Origin of the sequence: Calothrix rhizosoleniae SC01 (assembly GCF_900185595.1) — a bacterium.
Lineage (GTDB): Bacteria > Cyanobacteriota > Cyanobacteriia > Cyanobacteriales > Nostocaceae > Calothrix_A > Calothrix_A rhizosoleniae.
Window position 1 is genome coordinate 1 of record NZ_FYBH01000306.1, and the last position, 26,187, is coordinate 26,187.

Annotated in this window: 23 protein-coding genes and 1 pseudogene; 16 read left to right on the forward strand and 8 right to left on the reverse strand. The window is 39.8% G+C overall.

All coding sequences use genetic code 11. The annotated features are described in order from the left end of the window. A partial coding sequence (locus tag CALSC_RS26610) for a choice-of-anchor K domain-containing protein (RefSeq protein ID WP_200817684.1) occupies window positions 1-598 on the forward strand: 598 nt, incomplete at its 5' end. Continuing rightward, entirely contained in the window at window positions 574-669 is a 96-nt protein-coding gene (locus CALSC_RS28215; RefSeq protein WP_088242773.1) for a PEP-CTERM sorting domain-containing protein, read from the forward strand. The genes CALSC_RS26610 and CALSC_RS28215, both read left to right, overlap by 25 nt. A 312-nt stretch (window positions 670-981) precedes the next feature. Here the strand turns inward: CALSC_RS28215 and CALSC_RS18540 are convergent. The 3 genes and pseudogenes from CALSC_RS18540 to CALSC_RS18550 form a co-directional block, all read right to left on the reverse strand. Continuing rightward, window positions 982-2,099, reverse strand: a pseudogene (locus CALSC_RS18540) (LptF/LptG family permease). A gap of 338 nt (window positions 2,100-2,437) precedes the next feature. After that, window positions 2,438-3,157 (reverse strand): LPS export ABC transporter ATP-binding protein, encoded by a 720-nt coding sequence (lptB, locus tag CALSC_RS18545; protein ID WP_088242774.1) that lies wholly within the window; start codon window positions 3,155-3,157, stop codon window positions 2,438-2,440. Between the two features lie 201 nt (window positions 3,158-3,358). Beyond that, complete coding sequence (locus CALSC_RS18550; protein WP_088242775.1) at window positions 3,359-3,877, reverse strand: LptA/OstA family protein; 519 nt, start codon at window positions 3,875-3,877, stop codon at window positions 3,359-3,361. A gap of 485 nt (window positions 3,878-4,362) precedes the next feature. On the opposite strand from CALSC_RS18550, the gene CALSC_RS18555 reads away from it, so the two are divergent. From CALSC_RS18555 to hrcA, 3 genes are all read left to right on the forward strand, one after another. Continuing rightward, the gene (locus CALSC_RS18555) at window positions 4,363-5,583 is read left to right on the forward strand and encodes a TPR domain-containing glycosyltransferase (protein WP_235006848.1); all 1,221 of its coding nucleotides are present in this window, start codon (window positions 4,363-4,365) and stop codon (window positions 5,581-5,583) included. Window positions 5,584-5,746: 163 nt separating this feature from the next. After that, window positions 5,747-6,079: a rhodanese-like domain-containing protein gene (locus CALSC_RS18560; protein WP_088242777.1), complete on the forward strand. Its 333-nt coding sequence runs from the start codon at window positions 5,747-5,749 to the stop codon at window positions 6,077-6,079. A gap of 702 nt (window positions 6,080-6,781) precedes the next feature. After that, complete coding sequence (gene hrcA / locus CALSC_RS18565; RefSeq protein WP_088242778.1) at window positions 6,782-7,858, forward strand: heat-inducible transcriptional repressor HrcA; 1,077 nt, start codon at window positions 6,782-6,784, stop codon at window positions 7,856-7,858. A 26-nt stretch (window positions 7,859-7,884) separates the two neighbouring features. Here the strand turns inward: hrcA and CALSC_RS18570 are convergent, their stop codons facing one another. After that, window positions 7,885-8,589: a Uma2 family endonuclease gene (locus tag CALSC_RS18570; RefSeq protein ID WP_088242779.1), complete on the reverse strand. Its 705-nt coding sequence runs from the start codon at window positions 8,587-8,589 to the stop codon at window positions 7,885-7,887. Between the two features lie 164 nt (window positions 8,590-8,753). On the opposite strand from CALSC_RS18570, the gene CALSC_RS18575 reads away from it, so the two are divergent. Beyond that, window positions 8,754-9,614, forward strand: coding sequence for an Rpn family recombination-promoting nuclease/putative transposase (locus CALSC_RS18575; RefSeq protein WP_088242780.1), 861 nt, complete (start codon window positions 8,754-8,756; stop codon window positions 9,612-9,614). A gap of 441 nt (window positions 9,615-10,055) precedes the next feature. Here CALSC_RS18575 and CALSC_RS18580 read toward each other — a convergent pair whose 3' ends face one another. From CALSC_RS18580 to CALSC_RS18595, 4 genes are all read right to left on the reverse strand, one after another. Next, window positions 10,056-11,864, reverse strand: a complete 1,809-nt coding sequence (locus CALSC_RS18580) for a bifunctional serine/threonine-protein kinase/formylglycine-generating enzyme family protein (RefSeq protein ID WP_088242781.1) — start codon at window positions 11,862-11,864, stop codon at window positions 10,056-10,058. A gap of 583 nt (window positions 11,865-12,447) precedes the next feature. Beyond that, window positions 12,448-13,578 (reverse strand): CO2 hydration protein, encoded by a 1,131-nt coding sequence (locus CALSC_RS18585; RefSeq protein ID WP_088242782.1) that lies wholly within the window; start codon window positions 13,576-13,578, stop codon window positions 12,448-12,450. A gap of 190 nt (window positions 13,579-13,768) precedes the next feature. After that, complete coding sequence (locus CALSC_RS18590; RefSeq protein WP_088242783.1) at window positions 13,769-15,277, reverse strand: NADH-quinone oxidoreductase subunit M; 1,509 nt, start codon at window positions 15,275-15,277, stop codon at window positions 13,769-13,771. A gap of 34 nt (window positions 15,278-15,311) precedes the next feature. Next, complete coding sequence (locus tag CALSC_RS18595; RefSeq protein ID WP_088242784.1) at window positions 15,312-17,183, reverse strand: NAD(P)H-quinone oxidoreductase subunit F; 1,872 nt, start codon at window positions 17,181-17,183, stop codon at window positions 15,312-15,314. Window positions 17,184-17,788: 605 nt separating this feature from the next. Here CALSC_RS18595 and CALSC_RS18600 point away from each other — a divergent pair. The 10 genes from CALSC_RS18600 to CALSC_RS18650 all read left to right on the forward strand — a co-directional run bounded on the left by CALSC_RS18600 (window position 17,789) and on the right by CALSC_RS18650 (window position 26,173). Further along, window positions 17,789-18,097: a carbon dioxide-concentrating mechanism protein CcmK gene (locus CALSC_RS18600; RefSeq protein WP_088242785.1), complete on the forward strand. Its 309-nt coding sequence runs from the start codon at window positions 17,789-17,791 to the stop codon at window positions 18,095-18,097. Window positions 18,098-18,294: 197 nt separating this feature from the next. Then, complete coding sequence (locus CALSC_RS18605; RefSeq protein WP_088242786.1) at window positions 18,295-18,657, forward strand: carbon dioxide-concentrating mechanism protein CcmK; 363 nt, start codon at window positions 18,295-18,297, stop codon at window positions 18,655-18,657. 10 nt (window positions 18,658-18,667) lie between these two features. After that, the gene (locus CALSC_RS18610) at window positions 18,668-18,973 is read left to right on the forward strand and encodes a EutN/CcmL family microcompartment protein (RefSeq protein WP_088242787.1); all 306 of its coding nucleotides are present in this window, start codon (window positions 18,668-18,670) and stop codon (window positions 18,971-18,973) included. Window positions 18,974-19,108: 135 nt separating this feature from the next. After that, window positions 19,109-20,764, forward strand: a complete 1,656-nt coding sequence (locus CALSC_RS18615) for a ribulose bisphosphate carboxylase small subunit (protein WP_088242788.1) — start codon at window positions 19,109-19,111, stop codon at window positions 20,762-20,764. 98 nt (window positions 20,765-20,862) lie between these two features. Next, the gene (locus CALSC_RS18620; protein WP_088242789.1) at window positions 20,863-21,678 is read left to right on the forward strand and encodes an LbetaH domain-containing protein; all 816 of its coding nucleotides are present in this window, start codon (window positions 20,863-20,865) and stop codon (window positions 21,676-21,678) included. A gap of 45 nt (window positions 21,679-21,723) precedes the next feature. After that, window positions 21,724-22,491, forward strand: a complete 768-nt coding sequence (locus CALSC_RS18625; RefSeq protein ID WP_088242790.1) for a BMC domain-containing protein — start codon at window positions 21,724-21,726, stop codon at window positions 22,489-22,491. A gap of 638 nt (window positions 22,492-23,129) precedes the next feature. Beyond that, window positions 23,130-23,348: a helix-turn-helix domain-containing protein gene (locus CALSC_RS27590; RefSeq protein ID WP_268807224.1), complete on the forward strand. Its 219-nt coding sequence runs from the start codon at window positions 23,130-23,132 to the stop codon at window positions 23,346-23,348. 72 nt (window positions 23,349-23,420) lie between these two features. Further along, window positions 23,421-24,323, forward strand: coding sequence for a LysR family transcriptional regulator (locus CALSC_RS18635; protein WP_088242791.1), 903 nt, complete (start codon window positions 23,421-23,423; stop codon window positions 24,321-24,323). Between the two features lie 456 nt (window positions 24,324-24,779). Beyond that, complete coding sequence (locus tag CALSC_RS18645) at window positions 24,780-25,415, forward strand: type I restriction endonuclease subunit R (RefSeq protein ID WP_088242793.1); 636 nt, start codon at window positions 24,780-24,782, stop codon at window positions 25,413-25,415. A gap of 209 nt (window positions 25,416-25,624) precedes the next feature. Beyond that, window positions 25,625-26,173, forward strand: coding sequence for a class I SAM-dependent methyltransferase (locus CALSC_RS18650; RefSeq protein ID WP_235006850.1), 549 nt, complete (start codon window positions 25,625-25,627; stop codon window positions 26,171-26,173). Window positions 26,174-26,187: the final 14 nt, after the last annotated feature.

The window sequence follows — 26,187 nt, forward strand, 5'->3', positions numbered from 1 at the left end:
AAAAGCACTCAACCCAAAACCCCAAACACCCACTGTAATTTCTCTAAATACAGATGACTTACTGAACATAACAACGTCCGGTATTTGGACAAGTGTTAAGAAAGACGGGCAAGGTGTCGTGAGTGGGATCGGAACCAATGAAATTAGCTGGGGTAATCCTACTATTAACAACAAACAAAGTTCTTACGTGTTTGCAGGTACGGATACATCTTTAGGTTTAGATGAAGATGAACTGTTGGGTACATTTACTCACAATAATTTTCCAATTACAGATTACTCTATAACAGAAGCAAATCTAGCTCTCGATCTCAATATTGGAGGTTCATCTCATCTATTTAATCTTTCTTTTAAACATGAAGAAACCCCTAATGATTCAAGCCATCCTGAGGATATCGTTTCAATTCCCAGCATTTATTCAACAGAGTTATTTGATATTAATGGAGAGATTTACAAACTAGTAGTCAGTGGTTTCCACCAAAATGACCATCTAACTAATGAATTCATAACTGAAGAGAATATGGCGAATAGTGCTAAAATTTATGGTCGCCTAGAAAAAGTTGATGGCAAAAAAGAGTGCCAGAACCTGCTGCTGGTTTAGGTTTATTGGCTATTGGCGCTATTGGAACTTTCAAACTCAAGAAAAATTTAACTAAACCTCATCTAACCTGAGTTCGGGATAAGCTCAAACCCTGATTATATCGTTACCTGATTTTGGTCTTCATAAACGTGTTTGCGTTGTTTCAGGCATTAATCATCCTCTCAAAGTGAAATAAAGCTCCTTAACCCGAACTGAGGTTCATCTACCTTGAGAACCGTATTTTTCGATCCATGAATTTGAGATTGCTTCCTTACATCACAGTGACACATCCAAATAATCAGAAACTCCAGGTTTAAATATGGACGAGGTAGAGTTTGCTGAAAATAATTTCACCAACAGTAAGGACACAAGCATTGCACCTCTACAATAGATGGATTATAGTATCACCTTTTAGCAATCTGCCCTAATAAAAATACACCTGCTCCTAGACCAATTAAATTAGGTAACCACCCTGCTACAAATGGTGAGAGGAAACCTGTATCCCCTAAAGTGCGAGCAACAACTAAGACGATATAATAAGTAAAAATAACTAGCAAGCTAATGCCAAAACTAGCTGCTCTACCTGTACGTTGAGGTATGGTTCCCACAGATGCACCTACTAAGCCACAAATAACGCAAGCAAAGGGAAAAGCAAGTTTCTGTTGAATGCGGACTTTCAGTTTACGAATTTTTCTCTCATTACCAGCCAGACGTTCTAATTCCAATTGTTCACTTGCTTGAGCAATATTCATTTCATCATAATCCCGACTTTTGTTTGCCAAGGTTAAGGGAGTACGGGGTAATCGCAATTTTTGGTGTTCAAATTTGAGAATATTACGATAAGAACGGTCTGGGGAAACCAAATAAATAGTACCGTTATAAAAGTCCCAAATATTATCCCCTGGGTTCCATTCGGCTGTCTCTGCCACTACAATTTGATTCAGCCCTTCTTGAGAACGGTCAACAATTGTTAAACCTTTCATTTGTTTACCATCAAATTGATCGGCATAAAATAGCCTTGCTAAAATTTTGTTTTTACTGCCATCTTCCTGTTGAATTCGGCGATATTCTGGGTAAAAATATTATTTTGTTTAACAATAACGGGTTTATCTGATTTTAATGCCACATCTAGAGTTCTAGCCGCTTCATAGGTGGCAGCCGGAGCAATTTCTTCGCTGACAATAAATGTGATTCCTGATACAATAAAACTCATAATTACGGCAGTGAATACCATCCGATATACACTGACTCCACACCCGCGTAAAGCAATGAGTTCGCTTTCACTTGATAGGCGACTATAGGTCATCAAAGTCGCTAATAATGTGGACATAGGAAAGACAAATACAATTACTCTGGGTAATTTCAGCACAAATACCTTGAGAGCAATATCCCAAGGTAGTCCTGCTTCCACTACTTTACGCATCAGTTCGTATAAATTATCTACCGTAAATACGAGAGAAACAAAAGCTCCAAAAGCAAATAAAAATGGTGGTAATAATTCACCGATCAAGTAGCGATCCATGATGGAAAACGATAGCAGTGAAGTAAGACTATGAAGGGATTGGACGCTTTTGAATTTCATAAGCAATGGTTATGATTACTAAATCTGCTATTTCTTGAAAGTGAAATTCTGTATGTAGTTTTGTATGTATATATGTATTTAATTAACCTAAAGTTCAATCATCAGAAATGTTTAAATAATCAATTAACAGGGATTTACTGGTATCACCAAACACTAAATATTCAATAAATTGGCGAATAGCAATATCAAAATTATAAATTAATTATTAAGAATAAAAATTATAAATGGATGCGTTCGCCCTTTGGGCGGCTCCCATTTTGAGCATCACTATATTAAAATTACACATGAAAATTTTCTCCCAGGTAATATTGTCTAACTAAGGGGTTATTGTAGAGTTCTTCAGCATTACCAGATGCGAGAATTTGTCCATCACGCATAATATAAGCTCGATCTGTAATTGCCAGGGTTTCACGGACATTATGATCGGTGATTAAGATACCGATACCGCGATCGCATAATTGTTTAACAATTTGCTGAATTTCCGCAACTGCGATCGGATCTACCCCTGCAAATGGTTCATCTAAAAAGAGAAATTTTGGATCTGCTGCTAGTGCTCTGGCTAATTCCGTGCGTCTTCTCTCACCCCCAGATAATTGTATGCCCTTATTATTACCTACTTTTTCCAAGCGAAATTCTTGGAGTAAGTTATTTAACTTACCAGACCATTTCCATCTAGGTACTTGAGTCTGCTCAAATACTAATAGGATATTATTCCGCACGCTCAGTTGACGAAAAACACTGGCTTCTTGTGCTAAATAACCAATACCCATTTGTGCTCTTTTATGCATAGGTAAAGAAGTGACATCTTGATCATTAAACCAGACATTTCCTCGGTCTGGTTTTTCTAAACCTGTTGCAATATAAAATGTAGTCGTTTTACCGGCACCATTGGGACCAAGTAAACCAACAATCTCACCTTGGGCAATAGAAAGATTAACGCGATTGACAATCACCCTTTTCCCATAGGATTTATGGATGTTCTCCAAGAAAATTTTCACTATTCGCGCCCTTTCTCTTTCTAGAATTAACTACTGAACTCTTAGGAGAGGAAAAAATAGACTCTAATATTGCAGTGTGACATATTTAGTCGCTAATTAACCCCTGGTATAGGTTCTAATTTTTTTCTTAATGATATTTATCACTAATTTATATATCAAAAGGGAAAAAGTAATCGTAATCTCCTTCCCTCCTTCCCTCCTTCACTCTTTCCCTTTCAGGGGCGGAGTCTTTGGTGCAGGTGCATTGTTCTGATTATTTATTTGGGTATCATTTACAATATAAATGGATTCTACCTGACGATCAGCTTTGGGTAACGCCACAAATCGACCTTCATCTATCAAGTAAGTAACAGTCTCGCCTCGAATACTATTACCACCATTTTGCAAAATATAAACATTGCCACTGAGAACAATGCGACGATCTTTGCTAAAGTATTGTGCTTGGGCTGCTGTTGCCTGGATTTTACGGGCAGGATATGACATTTGTACATTACCCCGAGCTATAACCACTTGGGATTTAGCATCATATTCTTGGACATCGGCACGGATGGTAAGGGGACTATTTGTCCCAGACGTTTGGGCTGTAGCGGTTTGTAGGGAAAGTGTATTTGGGCGCAGTGGGTTGTCAATAGACATTATGCCCAAAAGTACAACTGGCAACATTAAGGCTAATCCCCAGGGATTTACAGGCAGTTGAGGTACTTTATCAGCAGATATCATAGCAATTGGTGGATTTAAGAGTTCCTTTTGTCTTTATGTATTTTACTTGTCTTAATAAGTACTTTATCCAGATACAAAAGGTACTATCTGGATGAAGCGGAAAAACTGCTTGAGAACTAGTTTGGTTTAAAATTATTGACGCTGTTGTGAGGATGAAGGTTTCACCTGAGTTAGTTGAAGACTCCTAGGAACATTGAGCCTCCTAGCTAGAAAATGGGGAGTGGGGAATCGGGAGTCGGGAGTCGGGAGTCGGTTAGAGGTATTTTCATATTTGGTTGCGAGATTTTCTCGTGGGAGGACATAACTTGATGATGAAAATTTTTTTCATTGGGACTGCCTCCTGACTTGAAAATAGGGGTTAGGTGTTAGGGGTTGAGGGATAGGGAAGAGTTATTTTCATCGAGACTGCCTGATTCAATAGCAGCCAAGATGGCTGTACCACAAGAATTTGTGGCATATTTGTTGAAATTTAGAAAAATAGATTTATGAAACTTAGTCTCTGTATGATTGTTAAAAATGAAGCGTTCGCACTACCTAAGTGTTTGCAAAGTGCGAAAAAATTCGTAGATGAAATAGTTGTATTAGATACTGGTTCTACTGACAAGACCCCGCAAATTGCTCGGGATTATGGAGCAAAAGTTTATGATTTCCAATGGTGTAATGACTTTAGTGCAGCTAGGAATGAGGCTTTAAAATATGTGACTGGTGATTGGGTGTTGGTTTTAGATGCGGATGAAACCCTAATACCAAGTATTATGCCCCAATTAAAAGAAGCAATCCAAGGGGAAGAATATTTGCTGATCAATCTGGTTCGTCATGAGGTGGGTGCAATACAGTCTCCCTATTCTATGGTGTCTCGCTTGTTTAGAAATCACCCAGATATCCGTTTTTCTCGCCCCTACCATGCTTTGGTGGATGATAGTGTCATCGAAGTACTACGTCAGGAACCACATTGGGAAATTGGTTATTTACAGGGTGTAGCAATTCAGCACCAAGGTTATCAACAAGATGCGATTTCCCAAAAAAATAAAATCACTAAAGCTCTTGCAGCAATGGAAGATTATCTGGCTAGTAATCCCCAAGATCCTTATGTTTACAGCAAGTTGGGTGCTTTATATGTGGAGATGGGAAAGGTTACCCAAGGGTTGGAATTATTAGAGCAAGGGGTAGGTTTATTACAACAAAATTATTCTTTACCAGACTCAGAAGATGGAATGAATGAGGATATTTTATACGAACTCTACTATCATCTGGGTATTGCTCACAATCGCCAGCAACTTGCTCAACAAGCTATTTATTACTATCGAGAGGCAGTTAAATTACCCATTTACCCCTTGTTGAAATTGGGAGCTTATAACAATTTGGGTAGCACTTTGAAGGCTAATGGGGATTTGGTTGGTGCAAAAACTGCTTATGAAACTGCCATCAAAATTGATCCCAATTTTGCCACCGGACATTATAACCTGGGAATGATTCAAAAGACGATGAATTTATACACAGATGCGATCGCTTCTTATCAAAAGGCAATTCAGCTAAATCCTAAATATGCCGATGCTTGTCAAAATTTGGGAGTGGTATTGTTGAAAGTCGGTAATGTTAAAGATAGTGTGGCATTTTTCAAGAGAGCTATTTTTCTCCATAAAAAACAGAACCCAGAGGAAGCACAACGATTGCGTCAAGGTTTACAGGAGATGGGGCTGATTTAGCAAAAAGCTTATTACCTCTTTATTCTCCCCACATTCCCCACACTCCCCATACCTCCCAAACTCCCCACACTCCCCATCAATTTATTGCCCAGAGTGGCTCAATCCCAGCATAAATAGTAGGCTAAAGTATAGGACTATTCACCAGATTTAATTCATTTAATTTATGGATCAGATTAGTGTAGAAGAACTAGCTCAACGTTTATCTGCGGCAGAATCAGATATACAACTGGTAGATGTACGGGAACCTCCAGAAGTAGACATAGCTAGTATTGATGGTTTTGTTAATCTCCCATTGAGTCAATTTTCCCAATGGGCAGAACAAGTTCCTAGTCGCTTCAATCCCCACGCTGAAACCTTGGTACTCTGCCATCATGGTATGCGTTCTGCCCAAATGTGCCAATGGTTAGTATCCCAAGGATTTACCAATGTCAAAAATATCTCTGGTGGAATTGATGCCTACTCTCTTGTAGTCGATTCTTCTATTCCCCAGTATTAGATGTGGACGTGGGCGCAATTGTCGCACTACCTAGGTTATGTTTTCCTCATCATACCTAGGTTTTCGCCTAGAACATGATAAAGGAAAATGGAAAAATAGAACGTAGTTGAGAATACAGTCATTTTGCCATAGACATGAAAATATATTTTATATAAGTGAGAATAATAAGACAGACTATCGAAGCAAAACTCTCACCCACAAATAGAAATAATTAAATAGGCACAAATAAACCTAATCATGTAATGAAATGTAAAAATACCAAATACTAGCGATCGCTAAAATTCAGCGTTCATGTTCCATATTCAGCATTGGTTATGTTGTAGGATTTATTATCTACTAATTTTCCCAGGAACTATATGTACCAATACATAAGTGTAAATATTTTGCAAATCGACTAGCTAGAAAATGGGGAGTGGGGAATCGGGAGTGGGGAATTGGGAAGAAGTATTTTCATTCTTGGTTGTGGGCAAAATTGCCCGTGGGGGGCTTACTTACATGTAAATATTTTTATTCTGGGGGCGAAAAATGTATGAGAGAAATGTAAAGTTTATTTGATTTGTTTTTACAAAAAGTAAATCATTGATTCATAATAAAAAATTATTACTAGCATTATTTTTTACTATTCATACTTTTTTGGGCATTGTCATATGCCAAGTTTTTTCAAACCTTAATTAATGATTTGGCCTCAGTAAATTCTGCTCTATGCAAGTACAGTTAACAAATCGACAACAACACATACTTTGGGCAACAGTACGTCACTACATTGCCACCGCAGAGCCTGTAGGTTCCAAAGCTCTAGTCGATGAGTATCAGCTTGGTGTAAGCTCGGCCACTATTCGTAATATTATGGGTGTGCTGGAAAAGGCTGGATTACTCTATCAACCCCATACATCTGCGGGAAGAATACCTTCAGATTCTGGATATAGAATTTATGTAGATCGACTGATAAAGCCTTCAGAAACCCTGACAAAACAAGCTGAACAACTGCTGCAACAGAGTTTGACACAAAAAGATTGGAATTTGGACTTTCTCATCCAAGGAGCAGCACAGATATTAGCAACTTTGAGTGGTTGTATAAGTTTAATTACCATGCCTCAAAGTAATACTGGTATGTTGCGACACTTGCAACTGGTACAAGTTGAACCCGGAAGGGTAATGTTGATTGTAGTTACAGATAGTTATGAAACTCATTCCGCAATCATAAATATAGCTCCAGCGATCACAGCTGCGGAAATCGATGTGGAAGTAATTGATCGAGAATTACAAATAGTTTCTAACTTCTTAAACAGCCAATTGCGGGGGCAAAGTTTATTGGAATTAACAAATCTCGATTGGAGTCAACTAGATCGAGAATTTCAACGCTATGGTGACTTATTAACCAAAACAATTACAGAATTTGCCAAAAGAAGCAGTACGCCAGCTAGCACGCAAATTATGTTTGGTGGCATTTCACAAGCCTTACGCCAACCAGAATTTTCTGAGATTCAGCAAGTACAAACAATTATGCAAATGCTGGAATCAGAGCAAGAACAATTGTGGCGATTAATTTGTGAAGAACCGGATGGGGAAGATGGTAAAAAATCAAAAGTAACAGTCAGGATTGGTGCAGAAAATCCTTTGGAGCCAATCCGTTCTTGTTCCTTAATTTCTTCTATTTATCATCGGGGTTCCATGTCAGGAAGTGTGGGAGTACTCGGTCCCACCCGCTTAAATTATGAAAGTGCGATCGCAGTTGTGGCTGCTGCGGCTGATTATCTATCTGAAGCCTATATTGCTTAACATTTCGAGTTAAAGACTATAGGATTTTATTCAGGGTTAATACCCCGTTCTTGCAATAAAGAACGTAAAGCCTGTAACTCAGCCTCTGCTTGTTCTGCACGCTGACGTTCTATTTCTGCACGCTGACGCTCCTGTTGAGCTCTGGCTTCTGCTTGTTGTCGCTGTTGGTCTAATTCTACATAAGTAAGAAATCTTTCACCATCAGGGCGATAAATGTGCAGTTTATCATCAGATAATTGAAAGCGGATTCCTAACCGGGGACTCTCCCAGCCAGACATTTCGTTAACTGGTTGTAAATCTGTATCTGTCCGTACCCAGCCTGACAACTCACCCGTATCTAGGTCGTATAAATAATACTCTTCTACCCCATAGCGGCGATAGAAATCATATTTTTCAATCATCTCTCTGTGGGTATTACCAGGGGAGAGAATTTCAAATACTACCTGTGGGGGAATATTGTCTTCTTGCCATTGTAGATAAGAACCGCGATCGCCCTTTGGTCTACCAAAAGCTACCATCACATCCGGGGCTTTACGGAGATTGGGTTTGCCTTCAACGGCATACCAAAGTAAGTCACCAGCGACGAAAACGTTGGGATTATCGGCAAATATTAAATCTAAGTTCTTTTTAATTAATACTATTAGTTCAAATTGCTTGGTATTATCAGCCATTGGCTGCCCGTCGCTTTCTGGGTAGATGATGCCTGGGGATGATGGTAGTTGAGTAACCATTGGGGAATTCCTTGGCGGCAGTTATATGGTTTATTTTAGCGGATAGACTAAAGAACGCGATGGCAAATGCTTGTATAGAAATGTTGACAGGGAAAGATAAACTATCAAAGAAGCAATATTGGCAGCTTAAAATCAAGGAGGTGTAATCTCCAGTTACAACTTTCATGCGTCGAGATTCGATTTTTTATAAGCTATTTCAACAATACCCAAATTTACTATTTGAATTATTGACAAATCCACCAGAAAATGCGAGCGAATACAGATTTGATTCTGTAGCTGTTAAAGAACCAAAATTTGAAATCGATGGAGTCTTTTTACCACCTGAAGGTGAAAATTCTGGGGTTGTTTATTTTTGTGAGGTGCAATTTAAAAAAGATGACTTGCTTTACGAAAGGATATTTGCAGAATCTTACTTATATTTTTACCGGAATCGTTCTCGTTTTAATAATCTGCAACTGGTAGTAATTTATCCATCCCGTAGCACAGAGCAAGATGATATTATCCCTTACATCAATCAACTTAACAGTCCCCAGGTACATCGCATCTATTTGGATGAATTGGGTGATATTCGCCAATTACCTATATGGGTAGCATTAATGGTATTGACTACAATTGAAGATGAGCAGTCAGTACAAGAAGCAAGGTATATATTAGCCAGGAATCAGCAAGTAGCAACTCCAGGCAATAGCACCATTATAGAGTTAGTCACAACAATAATGGTGTACAAGTTTACCAATAAAACTCAAAGGGAGGTAGAGGAAATGTTAGGAATTACACTTCAAGAAACACGAGTTTATCGGGAAATTAAGCAAGAAGGAATACAGGAAGGGCGAGAACAGGGACGCTTAACTGAAGCACGGCTCGTTCTCCGTCTGTTAACTCGCTGTGTGGGAGAATTACCACAGGATATTTGTCAACGGATTGAAGCTTTGCCTTTGGAACAATTGGAAAATCTGGGTGAAGCTTTGCTTGATTTCAGTAGTATGGCTGATTTGCAAGCTTGGTTGAAACAGGAAAATATTTAGTGTATATCTCGGTTTGTGGCTATTTTCAGATTGATAGACCACACCGTAGGGGTTTAGCAATGCTCATTGGTGTCAACTTAAGCTAGAAGTCCCTGATCCGTTGGCTTTCTCACCCACCCGGAACTTTAGTTCAGGGCTAATATACAAAGTCTACTAAAGTAGACTGAAGAGAACCTAGGTTATTTAGTCATCTTCTAGATGACTTCGCGTATGAGCAAGGGAATTCATTCCCTTGCGGGATAAGGGCTTGACGTTAAGTTGACACCAATGAGCAATGCTAAACCCCTACATTTATATGTGGTGCAAGCAAATGAAAAATGCTATCAGCTCAGTAGATACCAGCAACCAATATCTAGCTGTGAAAAAAATTTTCCGCCTTCGGCGGATGAGGGAAAAGTTAAGAAGTGTAAAGGGGAAAAGGGGAAGAGTATAAAGGGCTATTTAAGTCCTCCCAACGGCACAGACAACACGAAAACCGCTATCGTCGTCGATGCTGTCGCGCTCCGCCCAATGGAGGTCGTAGCGGTACGCAGAGCGGCAGACACTAGGATAGAAGAGCCAGGAACCGCCCCGCAGAGGAGAACAACTATTATTTCCATTTTCTAACCACACTCCTCCATCTGTTGGAGCTCCCTTATAGTTATCATGCCAAGAATCTGCACACCATTCCCACACATTTCCATGCATATCGTATAAACCAAATCGGTTGGGTGGAAAAGTCCCTACATCTGTGGTTTGTTTCCTATATTCCCCTTTAGGTGCAGAAGCATATGTAAATTTCCCGTCGTAGTTCGCTAAATCACTGGTAATCGTTTCCCCAAAATAAAATGGTGTTTTAGTTCCAGCACGACAAGCATATTCCCATTCGGCTTCACTGGGTAAACGATAGGTACGCCTTGTCTTATGGCTGAGACGCTGACAAAATGTTACCGCATCGTTCCAAGATACCCTTTCTACAGGCCGCTTTTTACCTTTGAAGCGGGAAGGATTTTTACCCATGATTGCTTCATACTGGGCTTGAGTAACTACATATTTACCCATATAAAAGGAAGGAACGGTAACTTGATGCTGAGGACTTTCACTGTCATATCGCCCTTCTTCTCCTTCTGGTGAACCCATCATAAAAGTCCCCCCTGGTATCTCCACCATCTCTAAGGTGACACTATTCCCCAAATCTTCTACAAAGTATTTTGCTTCCAGGTTGCGACGATTAACAATATTTCCCTGTGCATTCACAGTAACAGTCTCAAAGGAAAAAGTTTTGAGGGGTAAACCAGGTTTCTTTTGGGGTGGGGTTGATTTTTGAGAAGGATTACCTACAGGTTGCTGTGGAGTAGAAACATTTACACTTAATTGATTCGCTTGTACTGGTTGAGGAGGAGCAATAATAGTTGCTGGTGGAGAAAATACAGGAGAGTGCAAGTCATTAATCACTTCTGCTGCTGATTGATATCTTTCCCTAGCAAAATGTTTCAGCAACTTATCCAGCACTCTCCCCAATTTGTCATGAATTATTCCTTGGGCATCTTGTAGAGGTATACATTTAGTGATTAATCTGGCACAAGTTGCACCCAAGGCATATAAATCACTAGCAGGGGAAGCGTACCCTTGCATTTGTTCAGTGGGTGCATAACCAATAGTATGAATCCCTGTTCCTTGTCTAGCTAAACTGGTTTGAGTTACTTGTTTGGCTCCACCAAAGTCAATTAATACCAGTTTTCCATCCCTACGACGGATGATATTTTCTGGCTTAATATCCCGGTGAATTACATTATTTTCGTGAACGAATTGTAAAACTGGCAATAAATCATCCAGCAATTGACGAATCCTCGGTTCATCAAAGGTTTGCTGCTTCAATTCAGCGAGTAAATTTTCCCCTTCAATAAATTCCTGTACCAAATACATCCCCGAACCTTGCTCAAAGTAAGCCAGGAGCCTAGGTATTTGGGTATGATTTTCTCCTAGTGCAAATAAACTCTTTGCTTCTTGCTTAAATAGTTCCTTACCTTTATTCAGTGCTGCTGTTCCTTGGAATTGGGGAAGAAATTGTTTAATTACACAAGCTGCATCTAGCCTATCTGTATCTTCAGCCAAATAGGTTCTACCAAAACCACCTTCACCTATGACTTTCTGTACTCGAAAGCGGTTTCGTAATAGGGTAGAGAAATCCCCACAACCACAACTGATACAAAATTTGTTGCCATCAGGGTTGAAAGGGTTGGAACAATTGGGATTTTGGCAAACTTGCATAATTCCTGGATTTTGCAGCTTTGTTATCCCAAGTTAGCCTGAATTTATGAAGATGGAAAGTAAGTAACACCAGTTAAATATAAATATAAAACCTCACCCTGTCCTATCGGACATCCCTCTCCTTATTAAGGCTCACGTGTACACACAAGTGGGCTCCGCATAGGTTTCGGGGGTTAAAACCTCGTTAAATCGTCATTGCGAGCGATTTTCGTCTGAGTTCAAAAGCCGCTTACAGGTGGGATTTGAAGACTTCTGTGTACACCGTAGCCTTATTAAGGAGAGGGAAATGTCTTTGCATAGTAATGATGTAAAAATAAGTATATTTTTGACCGAAAAATAAACAGGATACAAGCCCCTGGATTTATCCGTGGAAAAATTAGAAATAATTGTGCCGCGATGCGTCAGCACTCTTTTACAATTATTCCTTTCTTGATGCAGTCGCTCATGGGGTAAACCAACGCCAGTCGTCTGCGACGGGAAACCCGTCTACAACGCTGGCTCCCCAATACCGCGCTGCATAGCTATTTCAAGCCCCTCGATTTATCGATGGGGTAACTGATAACTGATAACTGAAATGACTCCCCTACTTATTCACATCTAGCAAACGGGAAGTCTGAAGGCGATTCAACCATTTTTCTAGATATACTTGATTCGCCTCTTGCTCTGATGGGTCTTGAGTATCCCCAGCATAAGGCATTAACCCAATAATCGCTGCACTGGTGACACAAAACATGGATTTCTGAAATGTGGCGCAAATTTGCACCAGTAAATCATCTTCTCCCCGACGAGTGCGGCGATAAACTGCATGTAAGTAATCTGGTATGTAGTGGCGCATATCCTGCATTAGCAAGGTGGGAGGAATACCTGAGCCACCAATAGGTAAAGGATCAGCATACAATGCACCGTACTGAAATTTACCCTGATCGGGAGGAATTTGATAAGCTTGAGCATTGTAGGAAACAGTTCCAGGGAAGGGAGTTCCTCTAAAGAAAATTGCTTCTACATAGGGTATGGCTGTATCTGGTAAAAATGTTAAACCTACTTTGGCAGGCAGAATATCATAAACTTGTTCGCGGATTTTGACAGTGTAAACAATTGGTCTGCCTGCATCTGCCACCAAACCTGCTTTTATATGTTCTATAACTTCAGGTATAGATTTAATTTTTCCTTGGTCATATAAGTCTGACAAACTGAGAAAAATATCAGCCATTACTCGCCAGAATTGACCTAATCCACTGTAATAAGAAGAAACCCGTAACTGCTCAATTAAAAAGTCTGGAAATAATTGATTGATACCTAGAATTAAGGGATTATTTTTGAATTTGGCTTGAATTACTGCTTTGGCATTCAGTCGAAAATCTTCTGAATCTAAATATGCATCTAAACCACCGCCGCCGTGCCATAGCATGGCTTTCATACAATATTCTGCATACTCAAAATTAATCCGATCATGCCACCAATGACGTATTAATTTGGCAAAATTAATTTCACCATTAAAATATTTAAAAAAGGGAAAGAATACTAGAAATTGATTTTCGGCGATATAAATTAAATTATTGGAATAAGCATCCAAAACCACGCCATAACTTTTGAGGATTCCTACTACTTCCAAGACATTTTGGGGAGTATCAACTAGTAATCCTCTTCCTGTTTTGAGGCGTTCAATAAATTCATTCAAAGGGTGCTCATTTGCCTGCTTAGTAGTAGTGACCATTGCTATTTTTCCAAAAATACAAATAAAGGAGCAGGGAGTGATAATTATACCATTTTGAAAAAAGAATCCGACAGATGGATAGGGGCACGGTAGCAGTAAGATACTTTTATATATTCAAAGATTGAGCGATGCCGTGCCCTTATGATTCGCCTGATTTATTTTCCTTCACTTCAATAAAAATAATTATCAGTTATTGATTAGTTGGAGAATGATACTTTTCTAAGACAACGCTAGCCAAGGAGTTTTGATTATTTACCATCATGGTTGTGGTTGATTCCGTCCACCGTGCTAACCAAGATGGTTGGATACCAAAAATAATAATCAAGGTAGCTAAAATAATTGCAGGGATGCGATCACTCAAATACACCCGTGGTAAATTCATAACTTGGTCAGATAAACGACCAAAAAAGGCACGATTGGTCAAAATTAAGAAATAAACCGCAGTCAAGCCCGTACCCACCATACAGAGGAGGGTTTGTACCGGATATACTTCAAAGCTGGCACGGAAGACAATAAATTCAGAAATAAATCCCACCATACCAGGTATGCCAGCACTTGCCATGACTCCCAACACCATCAGGCTACCAATTAAGGGTAAACCTCTTTCTGGATTCAGCAACCCCCGAATTACGTCTAAGTTACGACTACCTGCTTTTTTATATACCACGCCCACTAGTAAAAATAGTAATGGGGAAATTAAGCCATGGCTAACCATCTGCATAACTGTACCCAAAATACTTAAGGGGGTAGCGGCGGCGGCGGCTAGGAGAATATAACCCATGTGTCCCACAGAACTATATGCCACCATTTTTTTCATGTCTTTTTGGGAAATCGCACAGGATGCGCCATACAGCACACTTACTACTGCCCAAGTTGCTAACCAGGGAGATATATAACTCCAAGCTCCAGGTAATAGGTTCATGCCAAATCTGAGTAAACCATAGGTGCCCAGTTTTAACAGTACCCCTGCCAACAAGACTGAAATAGGTGTAGAGGCTTCTACGTGGGCATCTGGCAACCATGTATGGAATGGAACCAAAGGAATTTTAATTCCAAAACCAATGACAATCCCTGCTAGGAGAATAATTTGAGTTGTCATGGGTAAGGCACTGGTATTTAAGCCTGCTAAGGCAAAGCTGGTAGAACCGCTTAACCAAACCACACCCAGAAAACTAGCTAAGACTAGAATCCCAGACAAAGCAGTATAAATCAAGAATTTTGTCGCAGCATAACCCCGTTTTTCCCCACCCCAAATCGCAATTAATAAATACAGAGGAATTAACTCTAGCTCATAGAATATGAAAAATAATAGTAAGTCCTGTGCTAAGAACGCGCCCATGACTGCTGCACTGAGCAACAATAGCAAGGAATAATACAATTTTGGACGTTGGATGTCTGGGTTGGTGCTATAAATCGCAATACCAGTTAGCAATCCATTTAAAAGTAACAATGGCAAGGATAAACCATCCATACCAACCTGATAGCTTAAACCTAAAGCATCTATCCAAGGAAAGGATGCGGTAAACTGTTGACTGAAATCCGTTGGCTGAAACTGAATGGCTAAGACAATTGTCCAGCAAAAAGCCAGGATAGTCACAATCAAAGCTAAATTACGACTGACCTTTGGCGTTATCCCAATTGGAAAAAAACCAATTATAATTGCCCCTAATAGTGGCAGCAGAATTAAAGCACTGAGCATAATAAACTAGATAAAAAATAACAGGCAAAGTTAATCAAAACAATGTTTTGAGCAAGGTTAAGTTATCTAACAAACCTAAAGACCAGATGATAAACAAGCCAAGGAGACTGATACCCATGAGGATGGTGAATAAATAACCTTGGGATTGACCTGAAATGCTATACTTCAAACTTTGTCCGCTAAAAATAGCTGCAAATCCGACCAAATTTACCAAACCATCAACTACATAGCGATCGCACCATGCGGAAAATTTCGATAATAAGGCTACCGCACTTACCACTGTTAGTTTATAAATGCGATCGATATAAAAGTCATAACCCAATAAGTTTTGCACAAATCTCCAGGCTTTAATTCTTGACTGTGACCAGGCTTTGTGCAGGTAAATAGTACAACCAATAACTACACCCAACACGCTGGAAAGTACTAATAATGAAAGGACATACCAATTAATACTGTCCCAACCAGGTAGCAAATACCACTGCTGTAACATTAATGGTACTAACAGGGTGACTATGGATAAAGACACCATCGGTACGGCAAGTGGCCAGGGAACTTCTGGTGCACGGCGGGTTTTCGGTTGTGGTTCTCCCCAAAATATCAAGCGAAATACCCTAGTTAAATTTAATGCTGTAAATCCATTCACCAAAACTAATACCCACAGTACCCAAGGGCTAATTAGCCACAAACCTTCTGCCCAAGAAAGCATTGCCCAAAAACTACCTAGGGGTAGAAAAGTAACCATGCCAGCAGCTCCTACCACATAAGCTGTGGTTGTGGCTGGCATCCGTGACCATAAGCCCCCCATTTCCGTCAAATCTTGGGTACTGGTGGTCATAATTACAGCCCCAGAACTCATAAATAATAGGGCTTTGGCGATGGCATGGGCAAACAGTAACATGAGTGCGACTCCACCTTGTTCCAAACCCACTGATAAAAACACCAAACCCATATAAGCACTGGTGGAGTGAGATAATGCTCGTTTAATATCTATTTGGGCAATAGATACCAAAGTTGCGCCCACAGCAGTTAATACACCCACAATTACCAAGGTGTCCAAAGCCAAGGGTGAAAAGGCTAAAATTGGTTGCAGTTTATATAAAACATAAGCACCACCAGCCACTACCATAGAGTTTCGCATGACTGAAGCTGGGTTTGGTCCTTCCATAGCTTCATCCAGCCACAAATGTAGAGGAAATTGGGCGCATTTCCCCAAGGGACCGGCAATCAATGCTAAACCCAACAAATTCCAGGTCAAGGGGCTTAGTTGTGCTGTTTGTGCCCATTCATATAAATCAGAAAAATTTAAACTCCCTGCGAAGGTAGAAAGGGTTACGACCCCCATTAATAACAATAAATCCCCCACCCGTTTAGTAAAAAAGGCATCTCTCGCCGCCGTCACTACTAAGGGCTGGGCATACCAAAATCCGACTAACAAATAAGTGGACAGAGTCAGAATTTCCAGTACAGCATAGACAACGAACAAAGAATCACTAATTGCTAAAGCACTTAATGCTGCTTCAAAAAATCCCATTAAGGCAAAGAAACGAGCTATAGCCCAATCCTTTTCCATGTAGCCCAGGGCATAAGTCTGTGCTAGTAAACTTAATCCAGTAATTAAAACAACTGCACCAATACTGATTCCAGAGATTTCCCAATCAAGAGACAGGTGAAAATCAGCACCTTGAAACCACATAAATGAAATATTTTCTGCTTCTTTATCCCAGATATTTTGCAGAAGAAATATACTATGAAAGAAAGCGAATAAAGTTGCCAATAAATTCAGATAAACTGCTGGTCTAGGGCCTGTGCGACGCACTATTCCCATTGACCAGGGCAAGCTGAGAATAGCACCCATTAGTCCATAAAGGGGTACACACCAACTTGTTGAAAATAGCAATTGATTCATGTATGTTTCCCGAAATTATTTAGCCTGAAAATATTTATATCAATTCATACAAACCAATATATAAAAGTATTTGTTGCTTTTTCATATATTTCTTATTCTCAATAAATATGCTGACTAAATCCATATCTAAATGGAGTTTTTCCCTGCTGTATGAATATTAATACTTCCTTGTTTTTATTAATTATGCTCAAAAAATGGACATTTATTTATGGAGAGTGCCAGTATGATCAATAACATTGGTAAATGCTTTTTTTGATGGATGTGATAAAAATCACTGTGTACCATCAAATCAATGACTGATATGTCCCACAAATAAAATTAGGTTGTATAACAAATGTCTGCCTAATAACTAATAAATAAATTATAAAGCAGAAGCATCAGTTATCAAAACAATGTATCTTTACAGCTCAGGTAAGCAACAACTCCTGGGCGATTAACTTTTTTAAACTTTTTTATTACAAAGTATTATGGTAATTTATATTGCCAGGGGGGCAAAGCTTTTCTATGCTTGATTATATGAATACTTAATCGCCACAAGATGGGTATTCCTGTCAAAAAATTAACTTAAATGTACGAAGCGAATTAATTTTAGTGGGAGTTCTGCGATGTCAATTGCGGTTGGGATGATTGAAACTAAAGGCTTTCCGGCGGTTGTAGAAGCTGCTGACTCGATGGTGAAAGCAGCTCGTGTGACCTTGGTTGGTTATGAAAAAATTGGTAGTGGCCGCGTGACCGTAATTGTCCGGGGAGATGTTTCGGAAGTTCAAGCTTCAGTGGCTGCTGGAATTAGTGGTGTCAAAAGAGTAGATGGTGGTGAAGTTTTGTCAACACACATCATTGCTCGTCCCCATGAGAATTTGGAATATGTGTTGCCGATTCAGTATACAGAGGCTGTGGAGCAGTTCCGGACTTAGGGCTTGGCAAGGGGTGAAAATTTTTGGATTCAGCCCAAAGAGCGAATGCGTGATGGGTTGTATTCAGTAAAAAAATATAGTTGCAGATTTGCAAGGGATATGCAATCTCAAACTAGAATCTCCAAATTTTGTCGGTTTGTCTTTCTTGTGGCTTTAGTTGGGTGTTCGTTTAAATTGTTTGGTTAAGGATTAAAAAAATGTCAATTGCAGTGGGAATGGTAGAAACCTTAGGGTTTCCAGCAGTAGTAGAAGCAGCAGATGCTATGGTCAAGGCTGCCCGTGTAACCTTGGTTGGTTATGAAAAAATCGGTAGTGGTCGTGTAACCGTAATTGTCCGAGGGGATGTTTCGGAAGTTCAAGCTTCAGTAGCTGCTGGGGTAGAAAATGTGAAGCGAGTAACTGATGGACAAGGAAAAGCAGGTTTTGGGCAAGTACTATCCACCCACATTATTGCTCGTCCCCATGAGAACTTGGAATATGTATTGCCGATTAATTATACGGAAGATGTAGAACAGTTCCGCGAAAGTGTCAACCCCATTCGCCCTGGTGGTCCTAGATAGTAATCCTTAAATGCAAATTGCCAAGGTTCGTGGCACGGTAGTTAGTACCCAAAAAGATCCTAATCTTCGAGGTGTGAAACTACTTTTGTTGCAGCTTATTGATGAAGAAGGGCAAGCTTTACCAGAGTATGAGGTAGCTGCTGACAGTGTTGGTGCGGGAATGGATGAGTGGGTACTCATCAGTCGTGGTGGCAATGCAGCACGCCAAGTTGAAGGTAATGAGAAACGCCCTGTGGATGCAGTAGTAGTGGCGATTATCGATACAATTTATGTCGAAAATCGCCAAATTTACAACAAAAAAGAACAATATCGCTAGATAGCGATGGATTTCTTAGCCATTAGCAATCGGCTCTTTAGTTCATAATAATAAATCTGATTTTTATTTATTGTTACAGATAAGCTGATAACTGATAGCTAGTAGCCAGTAGCAGAAGAGAGGAGGGATCCCAAAATGGTAGTCCGCAGTACGGCGGCTCCCCCAACACCATGGTCAAGGAATTTAGCTGAACCAAAAATTGATGAAACAGCTTATATACATTCTTTTTCCAATATTATTGGTGATGTAACCATCAGTCCGAATGTCATTATTGCCCCAGGGACTTCAATTAGAGCCGATGAAGGTACGCCTTTTTTTATTGGTGAAAATACTAATATTCAAGATGGTGTAGTCATTCACGGTTTGGAGCAAGGTCGAGTTGTTGGTGACGATCAACAGGAATACTCGGTATGGGTGGGCGATAATGCTTGTATTACCCATATGGCTTTAATTCATGGACCAGCTTATATCGGGGATGAATGCTTTATTGGTTTTCGTTCTACGGTATTTAATGCCAGAGTGGGTGCTGGTTGCATCGTCATGATGCACGCCCTGATTGAGAATGTGGAAATTCCTCCAGGTAAGTATATCCCTTCTGGAGCTGTAATTACGACTCAGCAGCAGGCTGACCGATTACCAGATGTGCAAGCTGATGATAAACAGTTTGCACACCATGTAGTGGGAATTAATCAGGCACTACGGGCTGGTTATATTTGTGCTGAGGATAATAAATGCATTGCACCCATTCGGGATGAAATGGATGGTTCTTACATCAGTACAAAAAGTACAAGTTTGAATGGGTTTGAAAGGAGTAATCAAGTGTCTAGCAATCGGTTGGGTGAAGCAACAGTAGATCAGGTTCGCTATCTGTTGCAACAAGGATACAAAATTGGTACAGAACATGTAGATGAGAGGCGATTCCGTTCTGGTTCATGGTCTAGCTGTTCACCCATTGAAGCTAGATCTGTGGATCAAGCGATCGCAGCTTTGGAAACTTGTCTGACAGACCATAGTGGGGAATACGTTCGTTTATTTGGCATTGATACCAAAGACAGGCGACGGGTACTAGAAACCATTATTCAGCGTCCTAGCGGAGTAGTACAGGGAGCAAGTACCTTTAAAGCCCCCTCCCGACAATCTACTAGCTACAGCAGTAGTAACGGCAACGGTAATGGTTCTGGTTCCCTAGGTGCAGAAACCCTTGACCAAGTGCGCCAGTTATTAGCTGGTGGTTTTAAAATCGGCACGGAACACGTAGATGAGCGGAGATTCCGTACAGGCTCTTGGCAAAGTTGTCAACCCATAAATAGCAATTCTGCCAATGAAGTAATTGCTGCTTTGGAAGAATGCATGATTAACCATCAAGGGGAATATGTGCGATTGATTGGGATTGATGCTAAAGCCAGGCGTCGCGTCATGGAAACTATTATTCAACGTCCCAATGGTCCAGTAGTTGCATCTAGCGGTTCTAAGACAGTTGCTAGCAGTAGTTATGCTGGCAGTAGCAGTACTACTTCAGTTGCCAGTGGCAGCTTGAGTGGTGAAGTCATGGATCAAATTCGCCAATTATTGGCCGGTGGGTTCAAAATTAGCGCCGAACATGTAGATAAAAGACGCTTCCGCACTGGCTCTTGGTCAAGCTGCGGGCAAATTGAAGCTAGAAATGAGAGAGATATAGCTGCTGCCTTAGAATCTTATCTGGCTCAGTATCAAGGAGAATATGTGCGCTTAATCGGGATTGACCCCAAAGCGAAACGTCGAGTATTGGAAAATATTATTCAACGTCCATAAATGGGTAAGTTAAGTTACTAGTTGCTAGTAAATTGCTTACTAGTGACTAGTAATTAATTACTAATTACCAATTACTAATCACTGAGGTTACAAATTCCATGTCTGTGCCGCCACTGCGCCTAGGCAATAACTTTGATTCTTATATCAGTGGCGAGGTGATTATTCATCCCAGTGCAGCGATCGCACCAGGGGTAATTCTCCAAGCAACTCCCAATGGTAAAATTATTATTGGTGCGGGAGTATGTATTGGCATGGGATCTATTCTCCAAGCCGAACAAGGAACCTTAGAAATCGGCACAGGGGCTAACTTGGGGGCTGGATTTCTGATGGTGGGTGAAGGTAAAATTGGTGAAAATGCTTGTATTGGTTCAGCAACAACAGTGTTCCACTGTTCTGTTGAACGGGGACAAATAATTGCACCTGGTTCAATTCTAGGAGATAGTAGTCGAGCAATTGCAAAACCTGTCGGCGAGATGGGAGCAAATTTGCCATCACAATCATCTACAACTGTTTCCCCTGAATTAAGTTTAGAAACAACAGGAGAAGAACAAGTAGAGATAGAGGTCAAAATAGAAACAAAAACTGTTGACAAATCAGTATTGCCAGCTCAATTGGAAACAACAAATGTTTCCCAGCCAGAACCAGTTGAGCAAGCTAAATTAGAAACAAAAGATGTTTCCGAACCAGTTGGGCAAACTCAAATCCAAGCTACTGACACCGAAAAATCGGATACATCCCCTGAAGAGATAGATACCTCGACCGAAACAGCAGAAGATTCTCAACCTGCGATCGCACCTCCGGGAAGTTTTGGCGCTCATATTTATGGGCAAGGAAGTGTACAACAGTTATTGATTACTTTATTTCCCCATCGCCAATCCCGAAATAAACCACTCTCTGACAATCAGTCTGATTAAGTGTTAATTATATAATTATCAGCTTGAGTACCCTGGAGATTTTACATGGAGGCATACCAAAGATCCCGTCGTCGAGATTATTCCCTAGACAGTTCCTTAGGATTGGTATCTACCCTGAGTTTTCCAGCAATTGTGGGTACGGCGGATATGATGCTTAAATCTGCTGAGGTTCATTTAATTGGATATGAAAAAATTGGTAATGGTCACTGCACTGCTATTGTTCGGGGTGGGATTGCCAATGTCCGTCTAGCAGTGGAATCTGGAGAACAAACCGCCAAACAGTTCGACCAATTTGTGTCTAGCTTGGTAATTCCCCGGCCAAACCCTAATTTAAGTGTGGTATTACCAATTACTAGCCGTCTACATGAAATTGCAGAAGGTGGTAATTATAGTCGTCTGAGTAACCAAGCCATAGGCTTAGTGGAAACTAGAGGATTTCCAGCAATGGTGGGAGCCGCAGATGCGATGTTAAAGTCGGCGGATGTCAATTTAGCAGCATATGAAAAAATTGGTGCTGGCTTGTGTACGGCAATTATTCGTGGTTCTGTGGCAAATGTTGCTGTAGCCGTGGAAGCTGGAATGTACGAAGCAGAAAGCATTGGGGAGTTAAATGCTGTCATGGTTATTCCTCGACCACTAGACGAATTAGAGCAGACTTTGCCAGTCGCAAGTTGTTGGGTAGAGCAACTCCAACCAGTCAATTTACCAGTGAATATTAAAGAGCAAGTTGCCGAAAGAGAGGTTTTGAAGTTGCCAGATTTAACAACACTTCCTGTCAAAGTGACAGAAGAAACATACGAAACTTTGGAATAAAATCAAACATTAATATGCACCGATTAGAATCAAGAGCGTTGGGACTGTAAGGATAATTTTGTGATTTGCTTGGCTTGTCATTTCAATATTAACTCTTCAGTCCCATAAGTAAAATACCGTTATTTAAATAAATGGGATAGATTATAGTCTATAATCATGGGTTGTATATTACAATGGCATTTGCGTCGCCTGATACCCACGAAAAGTATTAAATTATTTATTAGGGAATATGCCAAATGTTTAAATCCACTGTCGTGGTGAATGAAGCATTTGGAGTTAATTTAATGGCTTTATATTCTTTTCTCCGTTTAATTATGCTCAAAATGATAAGTATATTTTTAAAAATTGGGACTTTCCTATGTTTTAATGCCCTGTGCAACTTTTTTTATATACCTATTGATAGACATTTTGTCTAATGATTCCCAACTTACTACACGTTGAGTCTATAGATAGAGGTGCAGCACTGTTCAGTCTAGGCTTAAGAGTTAGTGAATGAAGAGTGTGAATAACTGGTAATTTCCGACTATTTCTCTCCTAAACAATCTATCAACTCCTCTATCGCTTTTTTTATATCTGGGTTGTCAATAGCTATATAATCATGGAAGAGCCGCCCATTGTTGGATAATTGATTTTAATTCATGCTTTTATCTATCAAAACCAAGTTAAATCTAACTCACAAGCAAAAAATAATTATGAGTAATCACGCCGGAATTGCCAGGTTTACTTATAACTGGGGTTTAGCAACTTGGAATGACATGTATAAAAGTGGACTGAAGCCAAGTAACTACATAAGCTTTTCTTCCTTTCCATCTGTCCCAATCATTTTTCAAATGGGTATCACTTTCTGTACTAAGTAAGGGACTGAAGATAAAGTTGCACCTTGTGTTTTTAATCACAACTTTGAACTGCGCTCACTCGGAGAACATCTTTTGAATCAAGCAACGCTACATCAGTTAAAAGTATTTGAAGCTGCGGCGCGACACGGTAGCTTTACCCGTGCAGCCGAGGAGCTATTTCTGACTCAACCGACGATTTCCATGCAGATTAAGCAACTGAAGAAGTCGGTGGGATTACCATTATTTGAGCAGGTAGGGAAGCGCCTTTATTTAACGGAGGCTGGAAGGGAATTATTTGCTACCTGTCGGCAAATTTTTGATACGATGGCTCAATTTGAAATGAAAGTAGCCGATTTAAAAGGGCTAAAACAGGGACAATTACGTTTAGCAGTAATTACAACGGCAAAGTTTTTTATTCCTCGGTTATTGGGTCCTTTTTGTCAACTTTATCCTGGTATTGATATCTCCTTACAGGTGACAAATCATGAAGGAATGCTAGAGCGCATGACTAGCAATCTTGATGATTTATATATTATGACTCAAGTGCCAGAAAATATGGATGTCACCCACCGGCAATTTTTAGAAAATCCCTTGGTGGTTTTAGCACCTGTAAATCATCCTTTAGCTCAACAGAAAAATATACCCATTCAAGCTCTACATGGTGAAACATTTATTATGCGGGAGCCAGGTTCGGGAACTCGTCGATCAGTACAAAAATTGTTTGATGACAATGATGTAGAAGTAGAGGTAAAACTGGAGTTGGGTAGCAATGAAGCTATTAAGCAAGCCATTATTGGTGGATTAGGTATTTCTGTTTTATCTCGCCATACCTTAATCTCATCAGCAGAGAGAAATGAAATTACGATTTTAGATGTGGAGCATTTTCCGATTCGTCGGAATTGGTATTTTGTTTATCCATCTGGGAAACAATTGTCTATAGTCGCTAGTACATACATGGAGTATTTATTAGATGCTGTTAAGCAATTTGAAAGTTAGAAAAACTCGGAAGTACTTGTAGCTTATTTCTCTGGTAATACAACAAATTTACCTCCTTTGACTTTCACCAAGACAGGTTCGCTTTGGCGTTCCCCTTGATTAAATTGGAGTGAGTAACCGGAGGTTTCACTAGCTGCAAAATTTGCCTTTTTTAAGTTTTGTAAAATAGTTGTGCGATCGCTGCTTTGTGAAAAAGAATTAAGATTCCATCTGTCCCATGATAATTGATTAGTAAAGTATTGAAGCTATTATTAGAGTGGGACAAAGGCTATCAACCTGGATAGAAGAAACACGTCAGGAAGATGCAGGAGAGCTTCCACAAATGAATTTGGGGGCTTGCATCCTTTTCTTTCTCGGTCAAAAAGTTGACGATAATTATTATGTAATTATTTACTCTTTCCTGTTCCCTGTTCCCGATCTTCTACCAGATTTTCTGATCCCGAACTCAGGTTATATATGACTTTAGCTGTCACAGATAGAATCAAAACTTTCAAGGATTTACACAGAAGCTTTAATCTGAAAAAAACTAGAAACCCAAGGTTTTTTAATGAGTTAAGTGAGAGCTTGGAAGAACTAAGCCCGGAAGAGAAAGCCGGAATTGGTAAGATCAAAAAACGGTTTGATTACCATCGCGAAGATGGTTTTCTGCTAGAAGGAACAGTTAATCTGCTCGTTACCTCACCTCTACTGGAACTAGCTGGATTTCTTGATGAGCCATACCAAATTCGCTCCCCTTTTGGTGTAGAAGTAGTCATAAACGACACAATTGAAACACTTAGAGGTTTTATTGATACTTTGGTAGTTAATAATAATTTGTGGGTTTTATCCTTAGAATCCAAAAGAAGTGCAATTCCTGTGGGTGTAGCTCTTCCTCAGTTATTTTCCTATATGATGGCTCAACCGAAACAAGACAACCTGGCTTTTGGACTAGCAACCAACGGTGATGAGTTTGTGTTTTTAAAGCTAGATTTTAGCGGTGAACAGACTTTATATGATTTTTCGAGGGCTTATTCCCTGCTTCCAACTAATCATGAACTGGATGTTATCCTCAAAATTCTGAAAAGATTAGGTAACGCAGTTCTTGAAGCTTAAGAATAACTTGTCTTAACCAAAATAATCTTCAAACAATCTTGATAAAATTTTTAGAATGAAGAATTTAGAATTACTACCCCCTAAGTCAATTTTTAACAAAAAACTAGAGAAGAAAAAATAAAAGGGGATTATGATGAACCAACCAACTAAATTCTGGGACAAAATTGCAGAGCGCTATTCAAAACAACCTATTGCTGATCAGGCTGCTTATGAGAAAAAAACTGCAAGTCACGCAGCAATACTTTCATCCAGAGATGGAGGTATTAGAGTTTGGTTGTGGTACAGGATCAACTGCTATTATTCACGCACCCTATGTGAAATATATTCACGCCATAGATATTTCATCGAAAATGATTGAAATTGCCCAAGGTAAAGCTGATACAGAAAATATTAAAAATATCACATTTGAACAATTAACTATTGACGAATTAACTGTGTCTGACTGCACCTTTGATATGGTGTTAGGGCTGAGTATTTTGCATTTACTGTCAAACAAGGAGGAGGTAATCACCAAGGTTCATAAGATACTCAAACCGGGGGGACTTTTCGTCACTAGTACAGCATGTCTTGGAGATACCATGAAGTGGTTCAAGATTATCGCGCCAATTGGAAACTTCTTTGGTTTGATACCGTTGGTGAAGATTTTTACTGTCAAAGAATTGGAGAACAGTTTAATCAATGCTGGTTTTACCATTGACTATCAATGGCAACCGAGCAAAGACAAAGCGGTTTTTATTGTAGCTCAGAAAGCTGAGTAAAAGTCATTAATTTC

Excerpts from the sequence above, each read along its gene's own strand:
- CALSC_RS18550 (WP_088242775.1), bottom strand. The coding sequence starts at position 3,877 with ATGATATCTGCTGATAAAGTACCTCAACTGCCTGTAAATCCCTGGGGA.
- CALSC_RS18555 (WP_235006848.1), top strand. The coding sequence starts at position 4,363 with ATGAAACTTAGTCTCTGTATGATTGTTAAAAATGAAGCGTTCGCACTA.
- CALSC_RS18560 (WP_088242777.1), top strand. The coding sequence starts at position 5,747 with ATGGATCAGATTAGTGTAGAAGAACTAGCTCAACGTTTATCTGCGGCA.
- hrcA (WP_088242778.1), top strand. The coding sequence starts at position 6,782 with ATGCAAGTACAGTTAACAAATCGACAACAACACATACTTTGGGCAACA.
- CALSC_RS18570 (WP_088242779.1), bottom strand. The coding sequence starts at position 8,589 with ATGGTTACTCAACTACCATCATCCCCAGGCATCATCTACCCAGAAAGC.
- CALSC_RS18575 (WP_088242780.1), top strand. The coding sequence starts at position 8,754 with ATGCGTCGAGATTCGATTTTTTATAAGCTATTTCAACAATACCCAAAT.
- CALSC_RS18580 (WP_088242781.1), bottom strand. The coding sequence starts at position 11,864 with ATGCAAGTTTGCCAAAATCCCAATTGTTCCAACCCTTTCAACCCTGAT.
- CALSC_RS18585 (WP_088242782.1), bottom strand. The coding sequence starts at position 13,578 with ATGGTCACTACTACTAAGCAGGCAAATGAGCACCCTTTGAATGAATTT.
- CALSC_RS18590 (WP_088242783.1), bottom strand. The coding sequence starts at position 15,277 with ATGCTCAGTGCTTTAATTCTGCTGCCACTATTAGGGGCAATTATAATT.
- CALSC_RS18595 (WP_088242784.1), bottom strand. The coding sequence starts at position 17,183 with ATGAATCAATTGCTATTTTCAACAAGTTGGTGTGTACCCCTTTATGGA.
- CALSC_RS18600 (WP_088242785.1), top strand. The coding sequence starts at position 17,789 with ATGTCAATTGCGGTTGGGATGATTGAAACTAAAGGCTTTCCGGCGGTT.
- CALSC_RS18605 (WP_088242786.1), top strand. The coding sequence starts at position 18,295 with ATGTCAATTGCAGTGGGAATGGTAGAAACCTTAGGGTTTCCAGCAGTA.
- CALSC_RS18610 (WP_088242787.1), top strand. The coding sequence starts at position 18,668 with ATGCAAATTGCCAAGGTTCGTGGCACGGTAGTTAGTACCCAAAAAGAT.
- CALSC_RS18615 (WP_088242788.1), top strand. The coding sequence starts at position 19,109 with ATGGTAGTCCGCAGTACGGCGGCTCCCCCAACACCATGGTCAAGGAAT.
- CALSC_RS18620 (WP_088242789.1), top strand. The coding sequence starts at position 20,863 with ATGTCTGTGCCGCCACTGCGCCTAGGCAATAACTTTGATTCTTATATC.
- CALSC_RS18625 (WP_088242790.1), top strand. The coding sequence starts at position 21,724 with ATGGAGGCATACCAAAGATCCCGTCGTCGAGATTATTCCCTAGACAGT.
- CALSC_RS27590 (WP_268807224.1), top strand. The coding sequence starts at position 23,130 with ATGCTTTTATCTATCAAAACCAAGTTAAATCTAACTCACAAGCAAAAA.
- CALSC_RS18645 (WP_088242793.1), top strand. The coding sequence starts at position 24,780 with ATGACTTTAGCTGTCACAGATAGAATCAAAACTTTCAAGGATTTACAC.
- CALSC_RS18650 (WP_235006850.1), top strand. The coding sequence starts at position 25,625 with ATGAGAAAAAAACTGCAAGTCACGCAGCAATACTTTCATCCAGAGATG.